The sequence below is a fragment of the Notoacmeibacter sp. MSK16QG-6 genome (assembly GCF_024158145.1).
In the GTDB taxonomy this organism is placed as follows: Bacteria; Pseudomonadota; Alphaproteobacteria; order Rhizobiales; family Rhizobiaceae; genus Notoacmeibacter.
Genome location: NZ_JAMYXM010000001.1, coordinates 146679 through 168209 on the forward strand (window position 1 = coordinate 146679; position 21531 = coordinate 168209).

The following is a 21531-nucleotide window of genomic DNA, read 5'->3' on the forward strand; positions in this document are numbered from 1 at the left end:
CCTCTGTTTTCATGTTTGATACCTTATTTGTATTTGTTTTGTTCTCATTTGTCAACGCCGTGATCCGCTACGGAACCCGAGCCTGTTCTACAGCCTTCAGGCTGAGATGACCTTTCCAGCCGAAAGCGTCACACGCCGATCCATTCGGGCGGCGATTTCCAGATTGTGGGTGGCGATCAATGCGCTCAGTCCCGCATGCCGAACTAAAGAGCTGAGCGCCTCGAACACATAAGACGATGTCTTCGGATCTAGATTGCCGGTTGGCTCATCGGCCAGAAGAAGGGCGGGCGCGTTAGCGACCCCTCGTGCGATTGCAACACGCTGTTGCTCGCCGCCCGAAAGCTCCGCCGGGCGGTGGCTGGCGCGCGGGCCGACACGCATATAGTCCAGCAATTCCTGCGCACGCGTCCTTGCAGTCTCCGTGTCGGTGCCGCGCACGAGTTGCGGCATCATCACGTTTTCGAGCGCGGTAAATTCCGGCAGCAAATGGTGAAACTGATAGACGAAACCGATCTCGCTGCGGCGCATAGCCGTGCGCTGATCGTCGGAAAGGCGCCCGCATGACTTGCCGAGCAGCTTCACGTCGCCTGCATCCGGTTTTTCGAGCAGGCCCGCCAGATGAAGCAGCGTCGATTTGCCGGTACCGGACGGCGCGACGAGCGCCACCATCTCGCCTGGAAAAAGCGTAAAATCGGCGCCCGACAGAATGACCAGCGGCTTTTTTGCCTCCTCATAGGCCCGATCGACACCACAAAGTTCAAGGACGGGCTGGGCGTCACTCATATCGCAGGGCCTCGACCGGATCGATCCGGGCAGCGCGCAGCGCCGGAAGCAGCGTTGCAAAGAAAGACAGCGTCAGCGCCATAAGCATAACCGCAACCGTCTCACCGACATCCAGTTTGGCAGGCAATTGGCTTAAAAAATAGAGGTTGGGATCGAAGATCGTCGTGCCGGACAACCAGGAGAAGAACTGCCGGATGCTTTCAATATTGGCGCATACGACCAAACCGATCAGTAGACCGGCTATTGTACCCGTGACGCCGATGGCCGCGCCCGTCATGATGAAAATACGCAATATCGCGCCGCGCGAGGCGCCGATCGTCCGCAGGACAGCGATATCGCGCCCCTTGTCCTTCACCAGCATTATGAGACCCGAAATAATGTTGAGCGCCGCAACCAGGACGATCAGGGTAAGGATCATAAACATAACGTTCCGCTCGACCTGCAGAGCGGAAAAGAAGCTTCGGTTTCGTTCACGCCAATCCGTCAAAAGAACGGGACGAGCCGCCGCCTCCTGAACGGCCGGGACAATTGCATCGACCTCGTCCGGTTCATCGAGGAAAACCTCTATCGATCCGACCCGCCCCTCCTGATTGAAATAGAGCTGGGCCTCGGCGAGCGGCATGTAGACAATGCCAGCATCGTACTCGCTCATCCCGATCTCGAAAACGGCCGTGACCGGATACGCCTTGACGCGAGGGGCCATGCCCATGGGCGTGACATCTCCGTTGGGGGAGGTCAAAGTTATGAGATCGCCCGCAATCAGGCCGAGATTTTCGGCGAGGCGCGCGCCAACAGCGACCCCTTCGGACTGTTCGAAGCCATCGAAGGTGCCCTGACGGATATTCGCAGTGACCATATTCAGCTTTGGCAAATCCTTGTCGCGAACACCACGGACGAGAACGCCGGTGCTCACACCCGACTTCCCATCGGCCAACGCCTGGCCCTCGACGATAGGTAGCGCCGCCTGCACGCCGGCCAGCGCAGAAACGCGTTCCGCAATCGTATCGTAATCGTCCATCGGGGAATCCACCGGCTGCACGATAATGTGGCCGTTGATGCCCAGAATGCGGGTCAACAGCTCTTCGCGAAACCCGTTCATGACAGCCATGACGATGATCAGCGTCGCCACGCCAAGCATGATGCCGATGAAAGAGATGAGCGCGATGGCCGAAACGAACGTATCTTTCCGGCGCGCGCGCAAATAACGAAAAGCCACAAGTCGCTCAAATCGACCGAAGGGCCGCGCCTTTGTATCGACTGCCACAGGAGCCTCGGCCGCGATGCTCATCGGGATGCGCCTGCCCCTACTCTGTTCAGCGCTTCATCGAGAGACATCTCTTTCTTTTCGCCGCTTTTGCGGTCACGCCATTCCACCATGCCATTCGCCAGACCACGCGGGCCAACGACGATCTGTGCGGGAATGCCGATCAGTTCATGGGTGGCGAACTTGGCACCAGCGCGCTGATCGGTGTCGTCCAGAAGCGGATCGAGACCGCCATCCAGTGACGCCCGATAAAGTTTCTCGGAAGCCTCGTCGCAGGCGCTGTCGCCGACCTTCATATTGATGATGGAGACATCGAAGGGTGCGACACTTGCCGGCCAGATAATACCGGCTTCATCGTGGCTCGCCTCGATGATCGCTCCAAGAAGGCGCGTCGGCCCGATACCGTAGCTTCCCATGGAAACGGGTGTCTGATTGCCGTCCGGCCCGGTAACTCTCGCACCCATAGGGTCGGAATATTTCGTTCCGAAATGGAAGATATGGCCGACTTCGATACCGCGTGCGCTTATGCGGTCGTCCTCCGGCAGTTGCTGCCAGGTGGTTTCGTCATGCATCTCATCGGTCGCGGCGTAAGGAGTCGTCCACTGCTCGACCAGATCGCTTAGCGCTTGGTCGTTATCGAAATCGGTGTCAGCGCCAGGCGTTTCATATTCAAGAAATGCGCGGTCACAGAAGACTTCGGATTCGCCGGTATCCGCCAGAACAATGAATTCATGGGACAGATCGCCACCGATCGGTCCGGTATCGGCACGCATGGGTATCGCCGTCAGGCCGCAGCGCTGAAAGGTCCGCAGATAGGCAACGAACATGCGGTAATAGGCGATTTTACCGCGCTCATAATCTAGATCGAAAGAATAGGCGTCCTTCATGAGAAATTCGCGGCCGCGCATCACGCCGAATCGCGGACGAACCTCGTCACGAAATTTCCACTGCAAATGATAGAGGTTGAGCGGCAAGTCCTTGTACGAGCGCACATAGGTCCGGAAAATATCCGTGACCATCTCTTCATTGGTGGGTCCGTAGAGCATATCGCGGTCGTGACGGTCGCGAATGCGCAGCATTTCCGGTCCATACGCATTATAGCGACCGCTTTCCTGCCAAAGATCCGCTGGCTGCACAGTCGGCATGAGGATTTCTATGGCGCCGGCTCGGTTCTGTTCTTCGCGAACAATGTCGCAAACCTTGTCCAGAACCTTTTTGCCCAGCGGCAGAAAGCTGAAGATACCTGCCGCCTGCTGTTTGATCATGCCCGCCCGGAGCATCAAACGATGAGACACGATTTCGGCCTCACGCGGTGTCTCTTTCAGTATGGGCAAGAAATAGTGCGACAAACGCATGAGAAGCGGCCTTTTGAACGGGAAGGCGAGGAGAATCGGTCGAACAGACCGTAGTTGCGCGATCTTCTAAAACAGAGCGGAGCGGATTAAAACCGCTAACCCGCCTCGAAACCTGCCCGATCCATGCCGCCTCAAAAGATGAGTAGAATGGAAGGTTTTCCCAGTCGAAAATGGAGTGAAAATTTCACTGTCGTAAAAAATCGATTGAAACGATCTTGGTCACTTAGCAATCGCTTATTCGTGCTGCAGTGCATCATAAGTTTTTCGCCGCCCAGACGAGATTTAAGGTGACAAGACAGCGATCCTCTGCTTGTTTGCGCGGCACACGAAAGAACCGGGACGAACCCGGTCTAGCAGAGCGCGAAATTTGTCTTGGGAGGATGAGATCGCGGCGCGTCCTTCGCAGCCGACCCGCAAGCGGGGCATCGATCACGCGTTCGAACTATAACGGGACCGCTTGGCGGTCCCGTTTCCTTTTCGGCCAGCGATAAATTTGTGGGCTTTACAGATTTGGGACGAGGACCGGCAGGTCGTCCATGGACCAGCCAGATGCCCAGCTGAACAGCATATACAGCCCTAAGAGCAGCGCCGACACAACGGTCGTTCGCAAAAAGGCGCGGAGCACGTGTCGCCGGCCCATTTGCGGCGCACTATGGGTCGTGCCGAGCGTCACGCCCTCCTCGCTCTCGTCCTGCGTGCGCATGGAGAACGGCAGCACCGCAAAGAGGGTGATCCACCAAAGCACGAAATAGACTGCGAGAAGAAAAGCCCAATCCATCGGTCTAGACCTGCTCCAGTTCGACCAACGTGCCGGCGAAGTCCTTGGGGTGAAGGAAAAGGACAGGCTTGCCATGCGCGCCAGTCTTTGGCTCGCCATCGCCGAGTACCCGCATGCCATCGGCTTTTAGCCTATCGCGAGCCGTGATGATATCGGCGACCTCATAGCATAGGTGATGCATGCCGCCCGAAGGGTTCTTCTGCAGATAAGCAGCGATTGGTGAATTGTCGCCAAGCGGTTCGAGAAGTTCGATCTTGGTATTGGGCAATTCAACGAAGACCACGGTAACGCCATGCTCGGTCAAAGCCTGCGGCTGACTGACGCTGGCGCCAAGCGTGTCCCGGTAAATGGCGGAGGCCGCTTCGAGGTCCGGCACGGCTATCGCCACGTGATTAAGACGTCCGAGCATTTACCTTCCTCTTCAAAGCCAACTTTCAAACCTGAGAGACGAACACCGTGACTTGCGGCTTCTTGCCCCATATATCCCGCGCTTCAGCCCGAATGGCGCGACGCGCGGCATCGGCCACCATATCAAGATCCTTGCGCCTTTTGGCCGGAATGCTCTCAATCGCGCCGATCGCGGCCTCTAGAAGTATCTCTTCGAAATCTTCGCCGCTGCCATCGGAGACTGGCAAACCAATGGCTTCGATATCCGGGTCGTCGAGAAGTTTGAGGCGCTCGTCCAGAATGACGTTGAGGCAGACAATCCCAGCGAATGACAGCTTGCGACGGTCACGCAGGCCGACCTGCCGGTCGTCGCCATAAAGCAGACCATCCTTGTAATGACGCCCCGTATCGACCTGATCGACGATCTCGGCGTTACCGGGAGCAATCTTCAAAACATCGCCGTTTCGTATCGAAGCCACTTGCGGCACGCCTTCGCCGGCTGCCAGCGCCGTATGAGCGACCAGATGCGCGGCTTCTCCGTGGACCGGCACGGCAATGGTCGGTCTCGTCAAACCATACATCCGACGCAGTTCGTTACGGCGCGGATGGCCGGAGACGTGAACGAGCGCTTTGTCATTTTCCAGAATGCGAATGCCCTGCTCGATCAAGCCATTTTTGATGTCGTTGATGGCTTTCTCATTGCCCGGAATGGCGCGCGAGGAGAAGATCACCATGTCGCCCTTGCTCAAGCTGACGGAGCGCATCTCATCGCGCGACAATTTGGCGAGCGCCGCCCGCGATTCGCCCTGGCTGCCAGTGCAGATAATCGCCAGATTCTCACGCGGGATGCTGTCGGCCTCGTCCTCGGAAACCGGTTCAGGCAGACCATCGAGATAACCAAGATCGCTGGCTACATCCATCACCCGCCGCATGGAGCGGCCAAGAACCAGGAGGGAGCGTCCGCTATCGCGCGCGGCTTCCATGACCGAGCGGATACGCCCGACATTGGACGAAAACGTCGTAATGACCACACGGCCCGGCGCCTTTTTGATCTGTTCGGTGAGGCTGGCATTCACGGCCTTTTCGGAAGGGCTCTCGCCATCCGTCATCGCGTTGGTGCTGTCGCAGACCAGAGCGAGAAGGCCCTCCTCCCCTATCCGGGCAAGTTGGTCCTCATTGACAGGCTGGCCGAGGGCCGGCGCCGGATCGAACTTCCAGTCACCCGTATGCAAAACCCGGCCAAATTCGGTTTCGATCAAAAGACTGAACGGTTCGGGAATGGAGTGAGTGACCGGAATGGCCTGGATGCTGTAGGGGCCGATCGCGAAGGTATCGTTTGCCTGAAACAGACGGATATCGATTTCGTGACGTTGATTGGGCTCGCGCTTGGATTCCAGCATCGCCGCAGTGAATGGGCTCATATAGACCGGACATTTCAGGCGCGGCCATAGATCCAGTATAGCGCCGTAATGGTCTTCATGAGCGTGGGTGATGACCATGCCGAGAAGATTCTCGCGCTCGGCCTCGATAAAGGAAATGTCGGGCAGTACCAGATCGACGCCGGGCAGTTCAGGCCCCGGAAACGTCACGCCACAATCGACGATGATCCACTGGCGTCGGCTCTTCGGTCCGATGCCATATAGACCGAAATTCATGCCGATTTCGCCAACACCGCCAAGCGGCACAAAAACGAGTTCGTTGTTTTTATCGTTCATCTATATCTCGTTGGAAAAAAACAGATCGCCCGCGGAAATGCGGGTTAATCGCCCATCGGGCCGTTCGAGCATCAGATAGCCATCGGAATCCAGCCCGGCAAACAATCCAGTAAGGGTTTCCTGCTCCAGATTGACACGGATAGGTTTGCCGATCCCCTGCGCCCGATCCATCCATAATTGGCGGATAGCGCCGAAACCATGGCCGCCGTCCCATAGGCGCAGAGCTTCCGACATCTCGGCAGCTAGATAGGGCATGAGTGTCGCCGCCGCCACATCAGCGCCTTCCGCACCAAGATGCGTAGCCGGATAGGCTGGGTTGTCGGGATGATGACGGCAATTGATCCCGCATCCGATAATGATCGACTGGCCACTGGGACCGTTCGCTGCCTCCAGCAGGATGCCGTTGACCTTCGCGCCATCGATAAGGACATCATTCGGCCATTTCAGCCTCAGCCGCCGTCCGGCATAGGGAAGAAAATGCGCGATTGCGCGATGAACCGCCAGCGCCGCCACCAGTGGCAGCGTTCCAGTGGATTGAACATCTTCCTTGATTGGCAGAAGAAGCGAGGCGTAGAGATTGCCGGGCTCGCTAACCCAACTGCGGCCGCGGCGGGCGCGACCGGCAAGTTGCTGCTCGGCCATGATCCATAACGGATCCGTTCTTCCTTCGATGGCTATGCGTCGCGCTTCGGCATTGGTGCTGTCCACATCGCCGAGGGCAACAAGGCCAAAACCATCCGGCCATCGCGGATCGGCAAGGATGGCGGCAGCCCTGGCAGTCTGTGGGTGGGTCACCCGGCGAAGAAGGCCCGTGCCGCGATCTCGGCGGACGCTTCGACCGGACCTGCGACAATCACGTAGACGAGTGTGAAGACGGTTGAAATGCCGAGAACCGTGCCGAGTTCGCCCTGCACCGGCTCCAGCCGCCCTATCGGCTCGTCGAACCACATGATCTTGATAATCCGGAGATAGTAGAAGGCGCCGACGACGCTGGCGATGACACCGATAATGGCCAGAGCGTAGAGATCGGCCTCAATGGCGGCAAGAAACACATACCATTTCGCCCAGAAGCCCGCGAGTGGAGGGATGCCGGCCAAGCTGAACATCAATACCGTCAGAGCCGTCGCCATTAGCGGGTTGGTCGAAGACAGCCCCGCCAGATCGGCGATGTTCTCGAAGTTACCTCCTTTGCGGCGCATGGCGAGAATAAAGGCAAAAGCTCCCAACGTCATGGCAAGGTAGATCAGCATATAGATTGCAACGCCGCGCACGCCGGCCTGAGTACCGGCGGCAAGACCGACAAGTGCAAAGCCCATATGCCCAATAGACGAGTAAGCCATCAGGCGCTTGATATTCGTCTGGCCGATTGCAGCGAAGCTGCCGAGCGCCATTGAAGCGATCGCGATGAACGTAACGATCTGACGCCAATCGGCTGTCAGCGGCTCAAACGCATCCATCACAACACGGACCAGAAGCGCCATGGCAGCCATTTTGGGAGCGGCAGCGAAGAACGCGGTCACGGGTGTCGGCGCGCCTTCATAGACGTCAGGCGTCCACATGTGGAACGGGACGGCGGAAATCTTGAAGGCCAGGCCGGCCAGCACGAAGACGAGACCGAAGAGAAGGCCAAGCGGACGCTCGTCGCCGACCGTCACCGCAGCCGCGACGCCATCGAACTCAACCGTGCCGGTATAGCCGTAGACGAGGCTGATGCCGTAGAGCAGCATGCCGGAGGAAAGCGCTCCGAGAACGAAATATTTCAGCCCTGCCTCGGTCGCACGTACGCTGTCGCGGTTGATCGCGGCAACGACATAGAGCGCCAGGCTCTGAAGCTCCAGTCCCATATAGAGGCTGAGCATGGAGTTGGCTGAGATCATGAACATCATGCCGAGCGTCGCCAGCATGATGAGAACGGGAAACTCGAACTTGTCGAATCGCTCGGCTTTGGCGAAGCCGACGCTCATGACAAGCGTCACCGCTGAACCGATCAGCGTCAGAATTTTCATGAACCGCGTGAAGCTGTCGGACACAAAGGCGTCATTAAAGACCGCGCCGTCGGTTGGCATGAGAACGACAAGCGCGCCTGCGAAAATCAGAATGGCGACCGCCAGGCCATTGACGATGCGAACGCCGCTTCCCGCCGCGAAAACACCGATCATCAGCAGCAATATCGCGCCCAGAACGATGATCAGTTCCGGCGCCAGAGCAATGAGTCCCGAATTGAGATCGATCGACATATCGATGTTCCCCTAGCGCTGCAGAAGTGCGGCGGCTTGCGCGCCGTCCGAAACGGCGCGTCCGATTTCGTTGAGAAGCTGGTCGACTGAGGCTGCCGTGACATCGAAGACCGGCATAGGCCAGACGCCGAACAGAATGACCAGCGCTACCAGCGGATAGAGAATGAAGCGCTCGCGGCCAGAAAGATCGATCAAGCCTTTCAAGCTTTCCTTGTCGAGTTTGCCGTAGATCACCCGGCGGTAGAGCCACAGCGCATAAGCCGCTGACAGGATCACGCCGATGGTTGCGATTGCCGCGAACCATGGTTGCGTCTGGAACGTGCCGAGAAGCGTCAAAAACTCGCCGACAAAACCGGAGGTGCCAGGAAGGCCGACATTGGCCATGGTCAGGATAAGGAAGGCGACGGCGTATTTCGGCATATTGTTGACGAGGCCGCCATAGGCCGCGATCTCGCGGGTGTGCATCCGGTCATAGACGACACCGACGCAGAGGAAGAGCGCGCCCGATACCAGGCCGTGGCTCAGCATCTGGAAGATTGCGCCCTGCACGCCCCACTCATTGAATGCGAAGATGCCCATCGTCACATAGCCCATATGAGCGACCGACGAATAGGCGATCAGCTTCTTCATATCTTCCTGCATGAGCGCGACGAGCGACGTGTAGACAATGGCCACGACAGACAGAGCCATCACGAAGGGCTGGAAGAAGACCGATGCGTCCGGAAACATGGGCAATGAAAAGCGCAAAAAGCCATAGCCGCCCATTTTCAGAAGAATTCCGGCCAGCAGTACGGAGCCTGCCGTCGGCGCTTCCACGTGTGCATCGGGCAACCAGGTATGGACCGGCCACATCGGCATCTTGACCGCAAAAGAGGCGAAGAATGCGAGCCATAGCCAGGTTTGCATTTCCGGCGGGAAATCATAGGCCAGCAATTCGCGGATATCGGTCGTTCCAGCCATGCCATACATCGCCATGATAGCGAGCAGCATCAGCACCGAGCCGAGCAGCGTGTAGAGGAAGAATTTGAACGATGCGTAGACGCGCCGCTTGCCGCCCCACACGCCGATGATCAGGAACATCGGGATTAGGCCAGCTTCGAAGAAAACGTAGAACAGCACCAGATCGAGCGCGCAGAAGACGCCGATCATCAAGGCTTCCAGCACCAGGAACGCGATCATGTATTCCTTCAGCCGGAGCTGAATGGCGCGCCAGGATGCAATGATGCAGATCGGCATCAGGAAGGTCGTCAGAATGACGAACAGCATGGAAATGCCATCGACGCCCATGCGGTAGCCGATATTGCCGCCGAGCCAAGCGATTTCCTCTTCCATCTGGAAGCCGGCATAGCCGTTGTCGAACCTGATCCAGATAACCAGCGACAGAAGGAAGGTGACAACGGTCACCAGCAGCGCGACGTTGCGGATATTGCGCCTGCCATAGCCCTCTTCATCGTCGCGGATCAGCGCGATCATGAGCGCGCCAAGAAGCGGCAGAAACGTTACCAGAGATAGGATGGGCCAGTCATTCATCTCAGAGGGCGCTCCCGAGCATCATCCATGTGACGAGGGCCGCGACCCCGATCAGCATCGCGAAGGCATAGTGGTAGAGGTAGCCGCTCTGCAGGCGGACCACCCGGTTGGTGATGTCGACGACACGGGCGGAGACACCGTCGGGACCGAGCCCGTCAATCACGGTTCCATCTCCGCGCTTCCAGAGAAAGCGGCCCAGCCACATCGCCGGACGGACGAACAGAAAGTCGTAGAGTTCGTCGAAGTACCACTTGTTCAGCAGGAAGGCGTAAAGTCCGGACTGGCTTTCCGCCAACGCCTTGGGTGTGCCCGGCGAGCGTATGTAGAACAGATATGCCACGATCAGGCCGACGATCATGGCGATGAAGGGCGACAGCGCCACCCATGCTGGGACGTGATGGAATTCTTCCAGCAACTCGTTGCCGCCAGCAACGAAAAGCGACTGCTTCCAGAACTCCATATATTCGTGACCGTAGAAAAACTCTTTGAACAGAAGCCCCGCAAACAGTGCGCCCGCCGCCAGCACGAATAGCGGGAACAGCATGACCCATGGCGATTCATGGACATGGTGCATGACGTCGGCGGTGGCGCGCGGCGTGCCGTGGAAGGTCATGAAGATCAGCCGCCAGGAATAGAAGGAGGTGAAGCAGGCGGCGACAACCAGCATGATGAAAGCGAATGTCGATACCACGCTGTGGCTGGCAAAGGCCGTCTCGATGATGATGTCCTTGCTGAAGAAGCCAGCGGTACCGATCATCGTAAAGGGAATACCCACACCGGTCAGGGCGAGCGTGCCGATAATCATCATCCAGTAGGTCGTTGGGATATGCTTACGCAGCCCGCCCATATACCGCATGTCCTGCTCATCGGAGACGGCATGGATGACAGAACCGGCGCCCAGGAACAGAAGCGCCTTGAAGAAAGCGTGGGTGAAAAGGTGGAAGATTGCCGCGCCATAAGCGCCAACGCCCAGCGCGACGAACATGTAGCCGAGCTGCGAGCAGGTCGAATAGGCGATAACGCGCTTGATGTCGTTCTGAACGAGGCCGACGGTGGCTGCGAAAAAGGCCGTGATTGCGCCGACGACCGTTACCACGACAAGCGCGGTATGCGACAGTTCGAAGATCGGCGAGAGGCGGGCAACCATGACGACGCCGGCGGTGACCATCGTCGCCGCATGGATCAGCGCCGACACTGGCGTCGGGCCTTCCATAGCGTCAGGCAGCCAGGTGTGGAGCGGCACCTGAGCGCTCTTGCCCATCGCTCCCATAAAAAGAAGCAGGCAGGTGACGGTGATCGCCGTGGCGGCTGGCACTGCGTAGCCGAAGAAATCCATATCCCCTGAAGGATCGAACTGTCGTGCATTGGCGAAGATCGTGTCGAAATTGACCGAGCCGAAGAGCAGGAAAATGCCGAAAATGCCGAGCGCGAAGCCGAAATCGCCGACGCGGTTCACGATGAAAGCCTTCATCGCGGCCGCATTTGCGGAAGGCTTTTTGTACCAGAAACCGATCAGCAGATAGGAGGCCAGACCGACGCCCTCCCAGCCGAAGAACATCTGCACCAGATTGTTGCTCGTCACCAGCATCAGCATCGCGAAGGTGAAGAGCGACAAATAAGCGAAGAAGCGCGGCCGATGCGGGTCGTGGTGCATGTAGCCGATGGAATAGGTGTGAACCAAAGCCGAGACCGTATTCACGACGACCAGCATCACGACGGTGAGAGTATCGATGCGGAAAGACCAGTCGACGGCGAGAGAGCCGACATTCATCCAGGTCATGACCGGCACGACCATCGCCTCTTCGTGGCCGAGGCCGAAATCGAAGAACGCTATCCATGACAGGATGGCCGAAACATACAGCAGGCCGGTCGTCAGATACTCGCTGGCTTTCGCGCCGATGGACCGGCCGAAAAGACCTGCGATCAGAAAGCCGATGAGCGGCAGGAAGACGATGAGGTGAAACATGGGTCGTTCCTCAGCCTTTCATCTGGTTGACGTCTTCGACCGCGATCGTGCCCTTGTTGCGGAAGAACACGACAAGGATCGCAAGGCCGATGGCTGCCTCGGCCGCCGCGACGGTCAGCACGAAGAGCGAGAAAATCTGTCCGACGAGATCGCCGAGCTGGGCGGAGAAGGCGACGAAGTTGATGTTCACCGCCAGCAGGATCAGCTCCACGCTCATTAGAATAACGATGATGTTGCGGCGGTTCAGGAAGATGCCGAACACGCCGATGGTGAAGAGAATGGCGGAGAGGGTGAGGAAATGTCCGATACCGACGCTCATGATCAGATCCCCTTGCCGCTTTCGACTTCAACCACTTCGATTGCGGTCTCCGGTGTGCGCGCCACCTGCCTGGAAATATTCTGACGTTTTACGCCCTCGCGATGATGCAACGTGAGCACGATCGCACCGATCATCGCGACCAGCAAAACGAGACCGGCAAGCTGAAAGAAGAACACATATTCGGTGTAAAGCACGTCGCCCAGGGCGGCCGTGTTCTCGCGAATGGACAAATCCGGTATCGGCTGAGCAATGACGCTTGCGGTCTCGGGGCCGAAGGAAGCGCCGCCGAGGACGATTACGAGTTCTGCCAGAAGGACCAGGCCAACCAGTGCGCCGATCGGTGCATATTGCAGCAGCCCGGTCCGCAGTTCGGCGAAGTCGATGTCGAGCATCATCACGACGAACAGGAAGAGTACCGCGACCGCGCCGACATAGACGATCAGCAGGATCATCGCCAGGAACTCGGCGCCTGTCAGAACGAACAGGGCGGACGCGTTGAAAAAGGTCAGGATCAGATAGAGCACAGAATGGACTGGATTGCGCGACGCCACCACCATCAAAGCCGCAGCCACCGCGATCAATGCAAAAAGATAGAAGAACGCGGCCGGTATTCCGGTCAGCAATGCGCCCTGTTCCATGATCCGTTCCCTGTGGTCCCGGCCAACTAAGCTCTCTTAGCCGGCCTCGGTTCGGCGCGCCGCGCCGCCTTGTGTCAAATTCCGCTTACGGATTCCAGCATCCGCAACGTAGTCCCCTTAAGTCTCGACGCGATCAACGATAGGGCGCGTCGAGTTCGATATTCTTGGCCAATTCGCGCTCCCAGCGGTCGCCGTTGGCGAGCAACTTTTCCTTGTCGTAGTAGAGTTCCTCGCGGGTCTCCGTCGAGTACTCGAAATTCGGCCCCTCTACGATAGCGTCCACCGGACAGGCTTCCTGGCAAAACCCGCAATAGATGCACTTCACCATGTCGATATCGTAGCGCACGGTGCGCCGCGTGCCGTCATTGCGGCGCGGACCGGCTTCGATGGTGATCGCCTGCGCCGGGCATATTGCTTCGCACAGCTTGCAGGCGATGCAACGTTCCTCGCCATTCGGGTAACGCCGCAGCGCATGCTCGCCCCGGAAGCGCGGCGATTGTGGATTCTTCTCGTAAGGATAGTTGATCGTATGCTTCGGCGCGAAGAACTGTCGCATCGTCAGACCGAAGGCTTTTACGAATTCCAGAAGAAGCAGCGATTTGGCGGCGTGAGCGAGACCGGTCATCCGTTTGCTCCGAATATATAAGGGCCGAGGAACCAGCCAATGATCGGGAAGGCGATCAATTGAACGATGGCGGTAATGCGGAGCACCCCGCTCGGGCCGGCGAGATCCATGCGGCGACCCAGCATCGTGAGCAGCCCGAAATCGACGACTGCCAGGATAACGCCACAGACCAATCCGATGAGGTTCGCGCTCATGCCGCACCGCCTTCCAGCAGCTTCAGCACAAAGGCGGTGATGACAACCATTGCGAGGCTGATCGGCAGGAACACCTTCCAGCCAAGGCGCATCAACTGGTCGTAGCGATAGCGCGGCACGAAGGTCTTCACCATGGCGATCATGAAGAAGAGCAGTGAGAGTTTCAGTACAAACCAGACTACGCCAGGCACCCAGGTGAAGGGTGCGAAGTTCAGAGGCGGCAGCCAGCCGCCTAAGAACAGCACCGTCATCAACGCGCACATCAGCAGGATGGCGATATATTCGCCAAGCATGAAGAGCATGTATGGCGTCGACGAATATTCCACCATGTGGCCGGCAACAAGCTCGGCCTCCGCTTCGACGAGATCGAATGGCGGACGGTTGGTTTCTGCCAGAGCGGAAATGAAGAAGATGATGAACATCGGGAAGAGGGCCAGCCAATGCCAGTCCAAGAAGGTGTTCGGCAGGCCGAGGCGTGTACCGAGACCGTCGGTCTGGCTCAGCACGATTTTCGAAAGATCGAGTGAGCCGACGGCCAGCAGGACCGTGACCATCACAAAGCCGATGGAAACTTCGTAGGACACCATCTGCGCGGCAGAGCGGAGCGCACCGAGAAACGGATATTTCGAATTCGACGCCCAGCCGGCCATGATGACGCCGTAGACCTCAAGCGAGGAAATTGCGAACACGTAAAGAATGCCAACATTGATAGAGGCGACGGCCCAACCTTCGCTAACCGGCACCACCGCCCAGGCTGCCAGCGCAAGAACGCCAGACACCAGAGGAGCCAGAAGGAACACACCCTTATTCGCGCCTGCCGGAATAATCGGCTCTTTAAACACGAATTTGAGCAGGTCGGCAAAGCTCTGAAGAAGGCCCCACGGGCCGACGACATTGGGACCGCGCCGCAACATGACGGCGGCCCATATCTTACGGTCGGCGTAAAGAATGAAGGCGGTGAACACGAGCAACGCCACGAGCAGCAGAAGCGACTGCCCGATGATGATCAGCGCTGGAAGCACCCAGGTGGTGAAAAATTCCATCGGTCCCCTGCCCTACCTATTCCGCGGCCTGTTGCAGCGCGCCCTGCACGAAGCGCTGGCTGCATTCGGCCATGACCGCCGATGCCCTGGCAATCGGATTTGTCAGGTAAAAATCAGCGATCGGCGTGGTAAAATCGCCCTGCCCCAATTCTCCCGATACCAAAGAGGATAGCGCCCCCACATCGGCCGGTTCGATTGTGTCTATGGCGGCCAGGTGGGGCACGGCTTCATAAAGCTGCGCACGCAACTGCGACAGGCTATCGAATGGCAGCTTGTGGCCCAGCACATCGGACAAAGCCCGCAGGATCGCCCAGTCCTCGCGCGCATCGCCCGGCGCGAAACCGGCGCGCGCGGTCATCTGTACGCGCCCTTCGGTGTTGACGTAAGTGCCGCTCTTCTCGGTGTAAGTCGCAGCTGGCAGAATGACGTCCGCCCGGTGCGCGCCCCGGTCGCCATGCGTTCCGATATAGACGGTGAAGGCATCGCCAAGTTTCGCGACATCGAATTCATCGGCACCGAGCAAGAACACAACATCCATATCGGACATGTCCGAAAGCGCCTTGCCGCCCTGTCCCGGTACGAAGCCCAGATCGAGTGCGCCGACGCGCGATGCCGCCGTATGCAGAACAGCCAGACCGTTCCAGCCCTCTTCACCGCCCGCCAATTCAGCCGCTTTGGCCAGCAGGGCCTCGGCATTGTTGCCGGCCAAGGCGCCCTGGCCGATGATGACCAACGGCTTTTTCGCATTCGAAAGGACCGAAGCGAATTCGCCAAGATCGTTCAGCGAAGCCGCGCTTCGGCCGAGATGAGCGTAGTTGTACGTTAGGTCGATATGTTCGCCGATCAGAGCAATCGGCAGATCCGTCGCGCGCCAGTGCTTGCGGATGCGCGCATTTATGACCGGCGCCTCCCAGCGTGGATTGGCGCCGACGATGAGAATGGCGTCGGCTTCTTCTATGCCTGCAATCGTTGGGTTGAAGAGGTAGGAGGCACGGCCCTTCGCAGGATCGAGCCGGGAGCCGTCCTGCCGGCAATCCAGATTCGCCGATCCAAGGCTCTCAAGCAGCAGCTTGGCGGCGAACATCTCTTCGGCCGCGGCGAGATCGCCGGCTACCGCACCGATCTTCTCGCCTGTCGTTGCGCCGACTTTATCGGCAATGGCTTTGAAGGCCTCGTTCCAGCTTGCTGCACGCAGCTTGCCGTCGATCTTGACGTAAGGTCGGTCGAGGCGCTGGGTGCGCAGCCCATCCCAGACAAATCGTGTTTTGTCGGAAATCCATTCCTCATTCACGTCTTCATTGGTGCGCGGCATGATACGCATCACCTCGCGACCGCGCGTATCGACACGGATTGCCGAGCCGACGGCGTCCATGACATCGATCGTCTCGGTCTTCTGCAACTCCCATGGGCGCGCCTGAAAGGCGTATGGCCGGCTGGTCAGCGCGCCGACCGGGCAAAGATCGATGACATTGCCCTGTAATTCGGAGGTCATGGCCTGTTCGAGATAAGTGGTGATCTCGGCGTCCTCGCCACGGCCGACGAGACCAAGTTCGGAAATACCGGCGACCTCGGTCGTGAACCGGACACAGCGCGTACAATGAATGCAGCGCGTCATGATCGTCTTGACCAGCGGGCCGATATATTTGTCTTCGACGGCGCGCTTATTCTCCGCATAGCGCGATGAATCCACGCCGAACGCCATCGCCTGGTCCTGCAGGTCGCACTCGCCGCCCTGATCGCAGATCGGACAATCGAGCGGATGGTTGATCAGCAGGAACTCCATCACGCCTTCGCGGGCCTTCTTGACCATCGGCGTGTTGGTGAAGACTTCCGGCGGCTCGCCATTCGGGCCGGGACGCATATCGCGCACGCCCATAGCGCAGGACGCGGCGGGCTTGGGCGGGCCGCCCTTCACCTCGACCAGGCACATGCGGCAATTGCCGGCAATGGAAAGCCGTTCATGAAAACAGAAACGCGGTATTTCGGCGCCGGCTTCCTCGCACGCCTGCAAAAGCGTGTAGTGATCCGGAACCTCGACTTCTTTACCGTCAACCTTGATCGTCTTCATATCGATCCGTTTCCTTGCCCAGCCGAAACGCCAGGCTCTTCCGGTTTTTCCGAGCAGCGGAGACACCCGGCAAAAAGCGTGGCCGGTATCGCCATGCGCGCGCCGATGGTCAAGCCATCGGACGGCATTCCAACGGCGTTTCGGTCCGCTTTCATCATTCAGCCGCCACCAGAGCGGGCCGGTCCGCATCTGCGTTGCGGGTAAACTCGTCAATGCGCCGCTCGATCTCCGGGCGGAAATGGCGAACCAGACCCTGAATCGGCCAGGCCGCGGCATCGCCAAGCGCGCAAATCGTGTGGCCCTCGACCTGTTTGGTCACTTCCAGCAGCATATCGATTTCACGCTTCTGTGCATTGCCGACGACGAGACGCTCCATCACGCGCCACATCCAACCTGTGCCCTCACGGCAAGGCGTGCACTGGCCGCAGCTCTCGTGCTTGTAGAAATAGGACAGGCGAGCGATGGCTTTGACGATGTCGGTCGACTTATCCATCACGATGACAGCCGCGGTGCCAAGACCGCTCTTCAGTTCCTTAAGCCCGTCGAAGTCCATCGGCGCGTCGATGATCTCCTCGGCGGGCACAAGCGGCACGGACGAGCCGCCGGGAATGACCGCCAGCAGATTTTCCCAGCCGCCGCGAATGCCGCCGCAATGCTTGTCGATCAATTCCTTGAAGGGCAGGCTCATGGCCTCTTCGAACGTGGCAGGCTGATTGACGTGGCCCGATACGCAGAAGAGCTTCGTTCCGGCGTTGCCTTCACGGCCGAAGCCAGCAAACCAAGATCCGCCCCGGCGCAGAATGGTCGGCGCTACAGCAATCGATTCGACATTGTTGACCGTGGTCGGGCAGCCATAGAGGCCGACATTGGCAGGAAATGGCGGCTTCAGTCGCGGCTGGCCCTTCTTGCCTTCGAGGCTCTCCAGCAGCGCCGTTTCCTCACCGCAGATATAAGCACCTGCGCCATGGTGGAGGAAAACGTCGAAGTCGTAGCCGTGAACATTGTTCACGCCCAGAAGCCCCGCGTCGTAGCACTCATCGATCGCCGCCTGTAGCGCTTCGCGCTCGCGCATGTACTCACCGCGAATATAGATATAGGCGGCATGTGCGCCCATCGCGAAACCGGCAACAACGCAACCCTCGATCAGCGTATGCGGATCGTGGCGCATGATCTCACGGTCCTTGCAGGTGCCAGGCTCCGATTCGTCGGCGTTGACGACGAGATAATGCGGGCGCTCACCAACTTCCTTCGGCATGAACGACCATTTCAGGCCAGTCGGAAAGCCTGCACCGCCGCGACCGCGAAGACCGGACGCTTTCATCTCGGCGATAATCCAGTCCCGGCCCTTCTCCAGGAGACCTTTTGTGCCGTCCCAGTGCCCGCGCTTCATGGCCCCGGCCAAGCTCTTGTCGAACTGGCCGTATATATTGGTGAAGATGCGATCCTTATCCGTCAGCATGATCGTCACTCCCTAGCGCGGCTTCTTGCCGAAGCGGCGCTCATATTCATCCGACCCACCGGCGGCGAGCGCATCGGCCTGCTCGATCCAGCGCTCCCGTGCGATCCGCCCACGGAACGAGAGCTGACGGTCGACATAAGCGGCATTATCGGGCGTCCATCCCGCAATTTGCGAGAATTTATAGACACCCAAATCGTTGAGCTTGCCATGAATTTTCGGTCCGATACCGGAAATCAATCCGAGATCGTCCGCATCATCCGGGCGCGTTTCATGAAGTTCGGGCTTGGCCTCACCCTCGACACTCGATGTTGGCTCATCGGTCTCGCTGCCTTCCGCGACGGAGAGAGAAGGGCTGCTATCGCTCTTGTCGCCACCCGCAGCCTGCTGGGCGGGATCGCGATGGCCCGGTCCCTCGGCATCGGCAGGTCCCTCTATCGACTGATCCGCTTCCGGTGCGTCGCCCTCAGGTTTTGCCGCTTTCGTCATCTCGGCGCGCTCAGCGTCGGTCGGTTTGTCGCCCCCAGCGGGTTCGGCAGGCTGCTCCGGCATTTTCTCGGCCATCGCGGCCGCCTTACCTGTTCCGGCCCCGACATCTGATGACGATGGCGCCTGATCGGAAGACTCACGCGCGAGATCCGGGTTTTCGAGACGCTCGTCAGTCGCGATTTTCGCTTCACCTGTCGTTGCAACAGGTTCGCCCGATGCCGTCAGCCCGTAGCCTGGCTCGACCGAGGGCTGATTGGCCGCGACCGGCCTCGCCGTGCTATCCGCCTCAATCATGCGCGCGAGCGCAGCCACCGTGTCGGCAGCCGTCTCGACTTCAGCTTTGCGGCGTGATGCTGACTGGTCGCCATGGCCGCTTTGCGGCTTAGCATCCGGCTTGAGCGTGATGGCATCTTCGTCTGTGAGCGACGTCGCCCCTTCGATTGCCATGGAGAAGATGCGGCCGTTCTGCGGGCCGGTCGGTACATCCGCCCCCTGACCGGCCTCGAATGCCTTGATGATCTCGTCGAGCTTTTCGACGGTCAGATCCTCATAAGCGTCTTTGCCGATGATCACCATCGGCGCGTTTACGCAGGCACCCTGGCATTCGACCTCTTCCCAGGACAGCGTGCCGTCAGCATTGGGATGCAGCGGATCTGGATGGATATGGGTCTTGCAATGCTCGATCAGTTCACCGGCGCCGCGTAGCCAGCACGGCGTGGTGCCGCAAACCTGGATATGGGCCTTCGTGCCCACCGGCGCGAGCATGAACTGGGTGTAGAACGTCGCCACCTCCAGCACGCGGATCAGGGGCATGCCCAGCATCTGCGCGACGGATTCCACCGCGGGCTTGGTGACCCAGCCTTCCTGCTCCTGAGCGAGCATCAGAAGCGGGATGACCGCCGACTGCTGGCGGCCTGCCGGATAGCGAAGGAGCCATTTATCGACTTCGGACTGACGCGCCGCATCGAACGAAAAAGCGGCAGGCTGCACATCATCGGTAGCGAGACGACGAACGGACATTACTTCTCACCGGTCTTTCTTGTCTTGGCGATCGTGGACATACCGAACATCAACGGTCCACCTCACCGAACACGATGTCGAGCGATCCGAGAATGGCGGACATATCCGCAAGCTGATGGCCCCGGCCTATGAAATCCATCGCCTGGAGATGTGCAAACCCGGGCGCGCGCAATTTGCAGCGATAGGGTTTGTTTGTGCCATCGGCGACGAGATAGACGCCGAACTCGCCTTTCGGCGCTTCCACGGCGGCATAAACTTCGCCAGGCGGGACGTGATAGCCTTCGGTGTAAAGTTTGAAGTGGTGGATCAACGCTTCCATTGAGCGTTTCATCTCGCCGCGCTTCGGCGGCACGATCTTGCCATCGGTGTTGGAGACCGGGCCAATCCTCTCCTTGCCGAGCAGCCGCTCGCAGCATTGCCGCATGATACGCACGCTTTGGCGCATCTCTTCCATGCGGATCAGATAGCGGTCGTAACAATCGCCATTCTTACCGATGGCGATATCGAACTCCATCTCCTCATAGCATTCGTAGGGCTGGCTCTTGCGCAAATCCCATTTCGCGCCGGAACCGCGCACCATGACGCCGGAGAAGCCGAACGCCCATGCATCGTCCAGGTCGACGACGCCGATATCGACGTTGCGCTGCTTGAAGATGCGGCTACCGGTCAGCAGGTCATCCAGATCCTGCACTGTCTGGAGAAAGGGATCGCACCAGGCGGCGATATCTTCGACCAGCTGATCGGGAATATCCTGATGGACGCCGCCTGGCCGGAAATAGGCGGCGTGCATACGGGCGCCGGAAGCGCGCTCGTAAAAGACCATGAGCTTCTCACGCTCTTCGAAGCCCCACAGCGGCGGCGTCAGTGCGCCAACATCGAGCGCCTGAGTCGTGATGTTGAGAAGATGCGACAGGATACGGCCGATCTCGCAGTAGAGAACGCGGATCAACTGACCACGCTTCGGCACCTCGATATCCAGCATCCGTTCGACCGCGAGCGCGAAGGCGTGCTCCTGGTTCATCGGTGCGACATAATCAAGACGGTCGAAATACGGCACCGCCTGAAGGTACGTCTTGTGCTCGATCAGTTTTTCGGTGCCGCGATGCAGCAGCCCGATATGCGGGTCGACGCGCTCGACAACCTCTCCGTCCAATTCCAGAACCAACCGCAAAACACCATGCGCAGCAGGGTGTTGCGGGCCGAAGTTAATGTTAAAGTTTCGGACGTTGTGTTCAGTCATCACGCGCCTCCGGCGCTGAGTCGCTCGTTATTCGTTGTCCGTCGTTCGTATTGCGGGATCGTTCTGCAACACGACGAATAAGACCCCCAAGCATTCTTCCAATGTCATCCGCACGACAGAGAAGCTCATCTGCGACAGGCTTCTCAAGAAGATCGACACGTTTGGCAAGGAGGCAATGCGTTTCCAATTCTTTCAGCGAACCTTGGGACGTTCTCAAAAATTGCACGAAAACCCCGCTCGATTCCCGGCCGAACCCTTCGGCGATGTTGGCGGGAACCGATACGGCCGCCCGCCGCATCTGGCTGGTCATACCGAAGCGCTCTCCGTCCGGAAAATGCTCGGTTGCCTTGTAAACCGCCTCAGCCAAATCCATCGCCTTCTGCCAGACCCTCAAATCACGATAACTGCGTATGACGTCGCTCAT

Annotated in this window: 20 protein-coding genes; all 20 read right to left on the reverse strand. The window is 58.8% G+C overall.

Annotation, left to right across the window (positions count from 1 at the left end; translation table 11 throughout):
• Window positions 1-96 precede the first annotated feature (96 nt).
• The 20 genes from NIM86_RS00670 to NIM86_RS00765 all read right to left on the reverse strand — a co-directional run bounded on the left by NIM86_RS00670 (window position 97) and on the right by NIM86_RS00765 (window position 21531).
• A complete protein-coding gene (locus NIM86_RS00670) occupies window positions 97-783 on the reverse strand; it encodes an ABC transporter ATP-binding protein (RefSeq protein WP_253378329.1) in 687 nt (228 codons plus the stop codon).
• On the reverse strand, window positions 776-2071 hold the full coding sequence (locus tag NIM86_RS00675) for a lipoprotein-releasing ABC transporter permease subunit (RefSeq protein WP_253378331.1): 1296 nt from the start codon (window positions 2069-2071) through the stop codon (window positions 776-778). The genes NIM86_RS00670 and NIM86_RS00675 overlap by 8 nt, the downstream gene beginning before the upstream one ends.
• Window positions 2068-3402: a proline--tRNA ligase gene (gene proS, locus NIM86_RS00680; RefSeq protein WP_253378333.1), complete on the reverse strand. Its 1335-nt coding sequence runs from the start codon at window positions 3400-3402 to the stop codon at window positions 2068-2070. Before proS ends, NIM86_RS00675 begins: the two co-directional genes overlap by 4 nt.
• A gap of 502 nt (window positions 3403-3904) precedes the next feature.
• Window positions 3905-4180 (reverse strand): DUF1467 family protein, encoded by a 276-nt coding sequence (locus NIM86_RS00685; protein ID WP_253378334.1) that lies wholly within the window; start codon window positions 4178-4180, stop codon window positions 3905-3907.
• A 4-nt stretch (window positions 4181-4184) separates the two neighbouring features.
• Window positions 4185-4589, reverse strand: a complete 405-nt coding sequence (gene mce, locus NIM86_RS00690) for a methylmalonyl-CoA epimerase (RefSeq protein ID WP_253378335.1) — start codon at window positions 4587-4589, stop codon at window positions 4185-4187.
• Between the two features lie 25 nt (window positions 4590-4614).
• On the reverse strand, window positions 4615-6282 hold the full coding sequence (locus NIM86_RS00695; RefSeq protein WP_253378336.1) for a ribonuclease J: 1668 nt from the start codon (window positions 6280-6282) through the stop codon (window positions 4615-4617).
• Entirely contained in the window at window positions 6283-7077 is a 795-nt protein-coding gene (locus NIM86_RS00700; RefSeq protein ID WP_253378337.1) for a biotin--[acetyl-CoA-carboxylase] ligase, read from the reverse strand.
• Window positions 7074-8519 (reverse strand): NADH-quinone oxidoreductase subunit NuoN, encoded by a 1446-nt coding sequence (nuoN, locus tag NIM86_RS00705; RefSeq protein ID WP_253378338.1) that lies wholly within the window; start codon window positions 8517-8519, stop codon window positions 7074-7076. Before nuoN ends, NIM86_RS00700 begins: the two co-directional genes overlap by 4 nt.
• A 12-nt stretch (window positions 8520-8531) precedes the next feature.
• Window positions 8532-10049 (reverse strand): NADH-quinone oxidoreductase subunit M, encoded by a 1518-nt coding sequence (locus tag NIM86_RS00710; RefSeq protein ID WP_253378339.1) that lies wholly within the window; start codon window positions 10047-10049, stop codon window positions 8532-8534.
• Window position 10050: 1 nt separating this feature from the next.
• The gene (gene nuoL / locus NIM86_RS00715; protein WP_253378341.1) at window positions 10051-12015 is read right to left on the reverse strand and encodes an NADH-quinone oxidoreductase subunit L; all 1965 of its coding nucleotides are present in this window, start codon (window positions 12013-12015) and stop codon (window positions 10051-10053) included.
• Between the two features lie 10 nt (window positions 12016-12025).
• Window positions 12026-12334: an NADH-quinone oxidoreductase subunit NuoK gene (gene nuoK / locus NIM86_RS00720; RefSeq protein WP_253378343.1), complete on the reverse strand. Its 309-nt coding sequence runs from the start codon at window positions 12332-12334 to the stop codon at window positions 12026-12028.
• 2 nt (window positions 12335-12336) lie between these two features.
• Window positions 12337-12972 carry an NADH-quinone oxidoreductase subunit J gene (locus tag NIM86_RS00725; RefSeq protein WP_253378345.1) on the reverse strand — a complete coding sequence of 212 codons (636 nt, stop codon included), beginning with the start codon at window positions 12970-12972 and terminating at the stop codon, window positions 12337-12339.
• Window positions 12973-13105: 133 nt separating this feature from the next.
• The gene (gene nuoI / locus NIM86_RS00730) at window positions 13106-13597 is read right to left on the reverse strand and encodes an NADH-quinone oxidoreductase subunit NuoI (protein ID WP_253378346.1); all 492 of its coding nucleotides are present in this window, start codon (window positions 13595-13597) and stop codon (window positions 13106-13108) included.
• Window positions 13594-13791, reverse strand: coding sequence for a hypothetical protein (locus NIM86_RS00735; RefSeq protein ID WP_253378347.1), 198 nt, complete (start codon window positions 13789-13791; stop codon window positions 13594-13596). The genes nuoI and NIM86_RS00735 overlap by 4 nt, the downstream gene beginning before the upstream one ends.
• Window positions 13788-14834, reverse strand: coding sequence for an NADH-quinone oxidoreductase subunit NuoH (gene nuoH, locus NIM86_RS00740; protein ID WP_253378348.1), 1047 nt, complete (start codon window positions 14832-14834; stop codon window positions 13788-13790). The genes NIM86_RS00735 and nuoH overlap by 4 nt, the downstream gene beginning before the upstream one ends.
• 16 nt (window positions 14835-14850) lie before the next feature.
• Complete coding sequence (gene nuoG / locus NIM86_RS00745; protein WP_253378349.1) at window positions 14851-16902, reverse strand: NADH-quinone oxidoreductase subunit NuoG; 2052 nt, start codon at window positions 16900-16902, stop codon at window positions 14851-14853.
• A 154-nt stretch (window positions 16903-17056) separates the two neighbouring features.
• Entirely contained in the window at window positions 17057-18361 is a 1305-nt protein-coding gene (gene nuoF, locus NIM86_RS00750) for an NADH-quinone oxidoreductase subunit NuoF (RefSeq protein ID WP_253378350.1), read from the reverse strand.
• A 12-nt stretch (window positions 18362-18373) separates the two neighbouring features.
• Entirely contained in the window at window positions 18374-19867 is a 1494-nt protein-coding gene (gene nuoE / locus NIM86_RS00755) for an NADH-quinone oxidoreductase subunit NuoE (protein WP_253378351.1), read from the reverse strand.
• A gap of 49 nt (window positions 19868-19916) precedes the next feature.
• Window positions 19917-21107, reverse strand: a complete 1191-nt coding sequence (locus NIM86_RS00760) for an NADH-quinone oxidoreductase subunit D (protein ID WP_253378353.1) — start codon at window positions 21105-21107, stop codon at window positions 19917-19919.
• Window positions 21100-21531: a four helix bundle protein gene (locus NIM86_RS00765; protein ID WP_253378355.1), complete on the reverse strand. Its 432-nt coding sequence runs from the start codon at window positions 21529-21531 to the stop codon at window positions 21100-21102. Before NIM86_RS00765 ends, NIM86_RS00760 begins: the two co-directional genes overlap by 8 nt.